This is a genomic window from Psychrobacter sp. FME13 (genome assembly GCF_014861395.1).
In the GTDB taxonomy this organism is placed as follows: domain Bacteria; phylum Pseudomonadota; class Gammaproteobacteria; order Pseudomonadales; family Moraxellaceae; genus Psychrobacter.
Map to the genome: position 1 here is coordinate 1 of NZ_RRYV01000183.1, position 5,529 is coordinate 5,529.

Below are 5,529 nucleotides of genomic sequence, written 5' to 3' on the forward strand. Positions count from 1 at the left end.
ATTTGCTTTTAGAATCCCCCACTTGAGCTTTGCGAAAGTGGTGGGAGTATGTCAAGGGTCGCAGCCATTATAGTCAGCAATGAGTATAGGCAATAATTAGCCAACTATTCAGTGTCAATCTCATTTAAAATAGCGGCATATCATTTAGATATTTATTTTTATTAGAAAAATACAGGAACACTTATGGAAATTAATCCGTATCAAGAAAAAATCAAAGACTTATCTGAGCGTGGGCAGGACTTGCGGAGGTATCTTTGACTTCGATGGTAAGCAAGAACGCTTAGAAGAAGTCAATTTAGAATTAGAAAACCCCGAGCTATGGAACGATCCAGAGCGCGCAACCAAGATTAATAAAGAAAAAAGTCATCTGGATGGTGTCATCGATGTGGTGGTTTCGCTTGAGACGACACTAGAAGATGCGTCTGCCATGCTAGAGCTGGCAGTAGAGGCAGAAGACGAGTCATTGCTCGCTGATGTTCAGGGCGAGCTAGATAGCGCTGAAGAGCGAGTGGCAGATTTAGAGTTTCGCCGTATGTTCAGTGGTGAGATGGATCCAAACAACTGTTATTTGGATATCCAATCAGGTAGTGGTGGTACTGAGGCGCAAGACTGGGCAGAGATGCTGCTGCGGATGTATACCCGCTGGGCTGAAGCGCATGACTTCAAGGTTGATGTCATTGAAGTATCATCAGGTAGCGTCGCTGGTATTAAGTCAGCCACGATTGAGATTAAAGGCGATTATGCTTTTGGTTGGTTGCGTACCGAGATCGGTGTGCATCGTTTAGTCCGTAAGTCACCATTTGATAGTAATAATGGTCGTCATACCTCATTTGCTGCGGTGTTTGTGTCACCTGAGATTGACGATAATGTCGATATTGATATCAATCCGGCTGATTTGCGTATTGATACCTATCGCTCATCTGGTGCGGGTGGTCAGCATGTGAACACCACAGATTCTGCGGTACGTATCACGCATGAGCCAAGCGGTGTCGTCGTGACTTGCCAGAATGAGCGTAGCCAACATGGTAACAAAGCCACTGCGATGAAAATGCTACGTGCTAAATTGTATGAGCTTGAGATGCAAAAGCGTATGGAAAAACAGCAAGCAGTTGAAGACAATAAGTCTGATGTGGGCTGGGGTAGTCAGATTCGCTCGTATGTGCTCGATGATTCGCGTATCAAAGACTTGCGTACTGGTGTCGAGACCTTTAACACTGGTTCTGTGCTAGATGGTGACCTCGATCAGTTTATCGAAGCCAGTCTAAAAGCTGGACTATAAAAGACAATTTTAAAGTACTAACCAACAATTAATTAAGGAAAATTATGCCAAGCGTTAATAGTTATTTTGATGATAAAGTGACGTCTATTGCCTTTCAGACAGCGACTAAGCCTGCGACTGTTGGCGTCATGGAAATTGGTGAGTATGAGTTTGGTACGAGCGAATTTGAAACCATGAGCGTGGTCAGTGGTGCTTTAACCGTTAAATTACCACAATCTAGCGAGTGGCAAACCTTTAATGCTGGCGAGCAGTTCACCGTTGAAGCCAATCAAAAGTTTCAAGTAAAAGTAGAAGTAGAAACCGCTTACTTATGTGTATACGGTAAATAATATTTAAGATTTTTTAATCTAAAATGGTATGAATAAGAAAACGCCAAGCATCCAATGCTTGGCGTTTTTTATTTGCTCATTTATGTTTACTCATAAGACAGATGATATAAATCATAAGTTTTTACGATACTGCACCATATCAGTTTGAGTGGCAATGGTGTCATACAGGTTGCGCGCGGTTGTGTTGCCTTCTTGCGTTGTCCAATACACACGGTTGCAGTTTTGCTGGCGTGCAAAGTCATATACTTGTTCAATTAATGCGCGCCCGACACCCTGTCCACGAACAGACTCATTAACGTATAGGTCTTCTAAATAACAACATTCCGTGGTATCCCATGTATTGGGATGCAGCACCACATGAGTGATACCTACCAACCTAGTATCCCGCCATGCGGTAAACCCATAAATAGCCACATTGCTATCTAGTAAATTGCGCCATGTTGCATCAGTCGTGCTCATGGGCAAACTGGTCTCATAGAATGTCAAATAACGTTGCCACAAATCTAACCAGTTAGCGTAATCAGCATTGGAACAATGGCGTGATTTTTATAGAAGGGCTTTTCATGATGCTTTACTCAGATCGATTAATGAATAGGGTTATCAATTATGACTTAATAACTCATAATTGATAACCCTGCCATCCGCTCAATTTTACAGAGCCTTACACATTCTCTGCGCCAAGCAAACAGTAAAAACTGCTGTCATTAATTATGCTAAAACGACTAGTTTATAAGACGGATAATTTTATGGTTCAGGCAAATCATCAGACAGATACACACATAGATGCACGCCACGACTATGAACATTTGGCTCGTTTGGCGAATTTGCGTTATGTCAGCGACGATGAGCCTGGGTTTACGCGTCGGCGCTGGGGTCGCGGTTTTACTTACAAAGATGCCGATGGACAGACGGTAAAAGATAGGGCGTTGCGCAAGCGTTTTGATGCGTTGGTTATACCACCGATGTGGTCAGAGGTGTGGATATGCCAGGATGAAAAGGGGCATCTACAATCGACAGGGCGTGATGACAAGTCGCGCAAGCAATATCTGTATCATCCAGAATGGAATCGCGTAAGGGATCGAGCGAAGTTCGATGCGATGATTGGCTTTGCCGAGGCGCTGCCACGTCTACGCGCTCAGGTTGAGATAGATTTAGAAGCTACGCCCTTGTCACGCGCTAATGTGCTAGCGGCGGTTATTAAGTTATTAGAAACCACATTAATCCGTGTGGGTAATAGTCGTTATGCCAAGCTTAATAAAAGCTATGGTCTAAGTACGCTGCGAAGTAAACATGTTAGTGAAACGGACTATGGATTGGCATTTGATTTTGTCGGAAAAAGTGCAAAAGAGCATCATATTGAATTGCAGGATGAGCGCTTGATTGACATCGTACAGGCATGTTCTGAATTACCGGGTTATCATATTTTTAAATATATAGACGATGATGGTGTTAAGCAAGTTGTCGATAGTAGCGATATCAACGACTACTTGCGAATGCATACGTGTGATACGGATGGCGAAAGCAAGTTGTATAGTGCAAAAGATTTTCGCACGTGGATGGCCAGTGTCCTCGCAGCCAGTTATTTATACGACGAGCTACAAACGACGGTTGGCAAAGACATATTGGCTACTGAGTCCAAAAGCGCTGAGCGCCAACAGCTGGTTGTCGATATGGTCAAAAGCGTAGCAGAGGATCTAGGCAACACGCCTACGGTTTGCCGCGCCTCTTATATTCATCCGATTATTATTGAGCAGTTTTTGGCAGGGCAGTTCTTTGATGCGTACAAAAAATACCGTCGCGGACGCACTAAAGAGTATCAAAGCTGTGAAGAAAAAGCACTGCTTGGTTTTCTTAGTATTTAAATGGAATTAGCTATAAGCCGTAAATGACTAATTTATAAAAATGATACGTTATGTATTGAAATAATTATAAATATGCGTTACTAATAGTACATATTAGATGGTCTATAGGATGTGATCATTTCGTAATACGCGTTTTATTTATTACTCGATTTTGCTAAAGGATTAGCTTATGAATACCGCCACTCTTACTGCTACAAACGTTGATGTAAACACTACGATCACACCAAAAAACTATACCGATTACTATAATAATTTTGATAGGGAATCGCTGCTGTCAGAAATATTTGGCAAGCATATTGATGATCGATTAAACGCTTATATGGCATGCTGTGGTCGTCACGTACGTGATGGTCGCGGTGATAACATCGCGCTGGTGCATGAAGATACTGCCAGAAAGGTGACTCGTATGAGCTTTGCTGAGCTAGATGTAGCGAGTGCGCAAGTTGCTAATTTATTACTGTCTTATGGCGTACAGGTTGGTGACCAAGTTGCAACCATGTTACCACGCACACCTGAGTTGCTCATCGTTGTATTAGCAACATGGCGTATTGGCGCAGTTTATCAACCGTTATTTACTGCCTTTGGTTATGATTCGATTAAATATCGAATGGACAAAGCGAATACCAAAGTTGTTTTTACCAATCAAGAAAACCGTGACAAGTTTGAAGATTTGGCTGAGCAAACCAAAATGGTATTGGTGGGTAGCGCTGTGGATTCTGAGACTTGGGGTGATGAGCATTATGCTGAGTCAATGTCAGCGCAGTCAAAAACTTTAGAACCTTTGTCGCTCAATACTGATGCACCATTCTTGCAAATGTTTACCTCTGGTACGGTGGGTAAGTCAAAAGGTGTCAGCGTGCCGTTAGCGGCATTGTCTGCTTTTTATTTATATATGCGCTACGCCATCGACCTACGCGAAGATGATCAATATTGGAACATGGCAGATCCAGGTTGGGCGTATGGCTTGTACTATGCCATTACAGGACCGCTACTATTAGGCGTCACCACTTATTTTAATGAAGCGGGGTTTGACGCGATTAATACGCGTGGCTTCATGGAGCGTCACAAGATTACTAATTTGGCGTCTTCACCAACAGCCTTTCGTATGATGAAATCTAGCGGTGTGTTTGAGGATGATCGTGACGATATCACCAGCAAGCTGTCTTTACGTTGTGCCAATTCGGCAGGCGAGACGTTGAATACAGAAGTTGTCAACTGGGTTGAAACCTATCTAGAGTGCCAAGTAAAAGACCAATATGGGCAAACAGAAACTGGTATGACTTGCTGCGCACATCATGCATTAGCACATGAGTGCCCTACTGGGTCGATGGGTATGGCGCTACCAGGGCATACACTAGTGGTATTAGATGACGATATGAATGTATTGCCAGATGGTGAACAAGGGCAGTTAGCAGTCGTTGTCAGTCAGTCACCTGCATTTTATTTCCGCGGTTATAGTTGGAATGAAAAACAAGCCTTTGTAGGTGACTACTATCTGACAGGCGATGTGGTCGAGCGCCATAGTGATGGCAGTTATTGGTTTTCAGGGCGTGATGATGACATCATTATTACTGCAGGTTATCGCGTCGGACCCACCGATGTCGAAAACACGGTACTCGAATACGCAGCAGTCGCAGAGTCGGCAGCGGTAGGTGTGCCAGATAAAGTACGTGGTCATACTATTAAGTCTTATGTGGTGCTAAAAGACGGCATCGAGGGTAGTAATGACATTGCCAAAGAAATCCAAGAACTGGTACGCAAACGTCTATCTACTCATGCTTATCCGCGCGAGGTCGAGTTTGTGACAGAGTTACCAAAAACGCCTAGTGGTAAAATCCAGCGATTTTTACTACGAAGTTTATCATTAGCTTAGCGATGACAGTGTTTATGACAGTAGTTATTATAGTGTTTGGCGACTGAATTAAAGATTAAGTATCAGTACGTCAACGTATCAATTCATTAGGAAAATCAAGAAATAATTTACTAAAAATACTAATTAAAGTACTAGGGGCTGTATAGAATTGAGAAAACATTGAAAAAAATAAGCAACGCCTTACTC

The 5,529-nt window shown here is 42.8% G+C and carries 5 protein-coding genes; 4 read left to right on the plus strand and 1 reads right to left on the minus strand.

Annotated elements, in window-relative coordinates; translation table 11 throughout:
- Positions 1–183: 183 nt before the first annotated feature.
- Both prfB and EI164_RS14335 read left to right on the plus strand, forming a co-directional pair.
- Positions 184–1,279, plus strand: a protein-coding gene (gene prfB / locus EI164_RS14330; protein ID WP_192520602.1) for a peptide chain release factor 2 whose coding sequence is annotated in 2 segments (ribosomal slippage) — positions 184–255 and positions 257–1,279 — 1,095 coding nt in all. Because the reading frame shifts where the segments join, the coding sequence is not laid out codon by codon here.
- A gap of 44 nt (positions 1,280–1,323) precedes the next feature.
- Positions 1,324–1,608 (plus strand): pyrimidine/purine nucleoside phosphorylase, encoded by a 285-nt coding sequence (locus tag EI164_RS14335; protein ID WP_192520603.1) that lies wholly within the window; start codon positions 1,324–1,326, stop codon positions 1,606–1,608.
- 111 nt (positions 1,609–1,719) lie between these two features.
- Here EI164_RS14335 and EI164_RS14340 read toward each other — a convergent pair whose 3' ends face one another.
- The gene (locus EI164_RS14340; RefSeq protein ID WP_225739321.1) at positions 1,720–2,067 is read right to left on the minus strand and encodes a GNAT family N-acetyltransferase; all 348 of its coding nucleotides are present in this window, start codon (positions 2,065–2,067) and stop codon (positions 1,720–1,722) included.
- A 287-nt stretch (positions 2,068–2,354) separates the two neighbouring features.
- Here EI164_RS14340 and EI164_RS14345 point away from each other — a divergent pair, with 287 nt between their 5' ends.
- Positions 2,355–3,470 carry a DNA topoisomerase IB gene (locus EI164_RS14345; RefSeq protein WP_192520605.1) on the plus strand — a complete coding sequence of 372 codons (1,116 nt, stop codon included), beginning with the start codon at positions 2,355–2,357 and terminating at the stop codon, positions 3,468–3,470.
- A 169-nt stretch (positions 3,471–3,639) separates the two neighbouring features.
- Entirely contained in the window at positions 3,640–5,343 is a 1,704-nt protein-coding gene (locus EI164_RS14350) for an AMP-binding protein (RefSeq protein ID WP_192520606.1), read from the plus strand.
- Positions 5,344–5,529 lie beyond the last annotated feature (186 nt).

What these genes read in the sequence shown, in the direction of transcription:
- EI164_RS14350 (WP_192520606.1), top strand. Translation starts at nt 3,640, where the DNA reads ATGAATACCGCCACTCTTACTGCTACAAACGTTGATGTAAACACTACG.
- EI164_RS14345 (WP_192520605.1), top strand. Translation starts at nt 2,355, where the DNA reads ATGGTTCAGGCAAATCATCAGACAGATACACACATAGATGCACGCCAC.
- EI164_RS14340 (WP_225739321.1), bottom strand. Translation starts at nt 2,067, where the DNA reads ATGAGCACGACTGATGCAACATGGCGCAATTTACTAGATAGCAATGTG.
- EI164_RS14335 (WP_192520603.1), top strand. Translation starts at nt 1,324, where the DNA reads ATGCCAAGCGTTAATAGTTATTTTGATGATAAAGTGACGTCTATTGCC.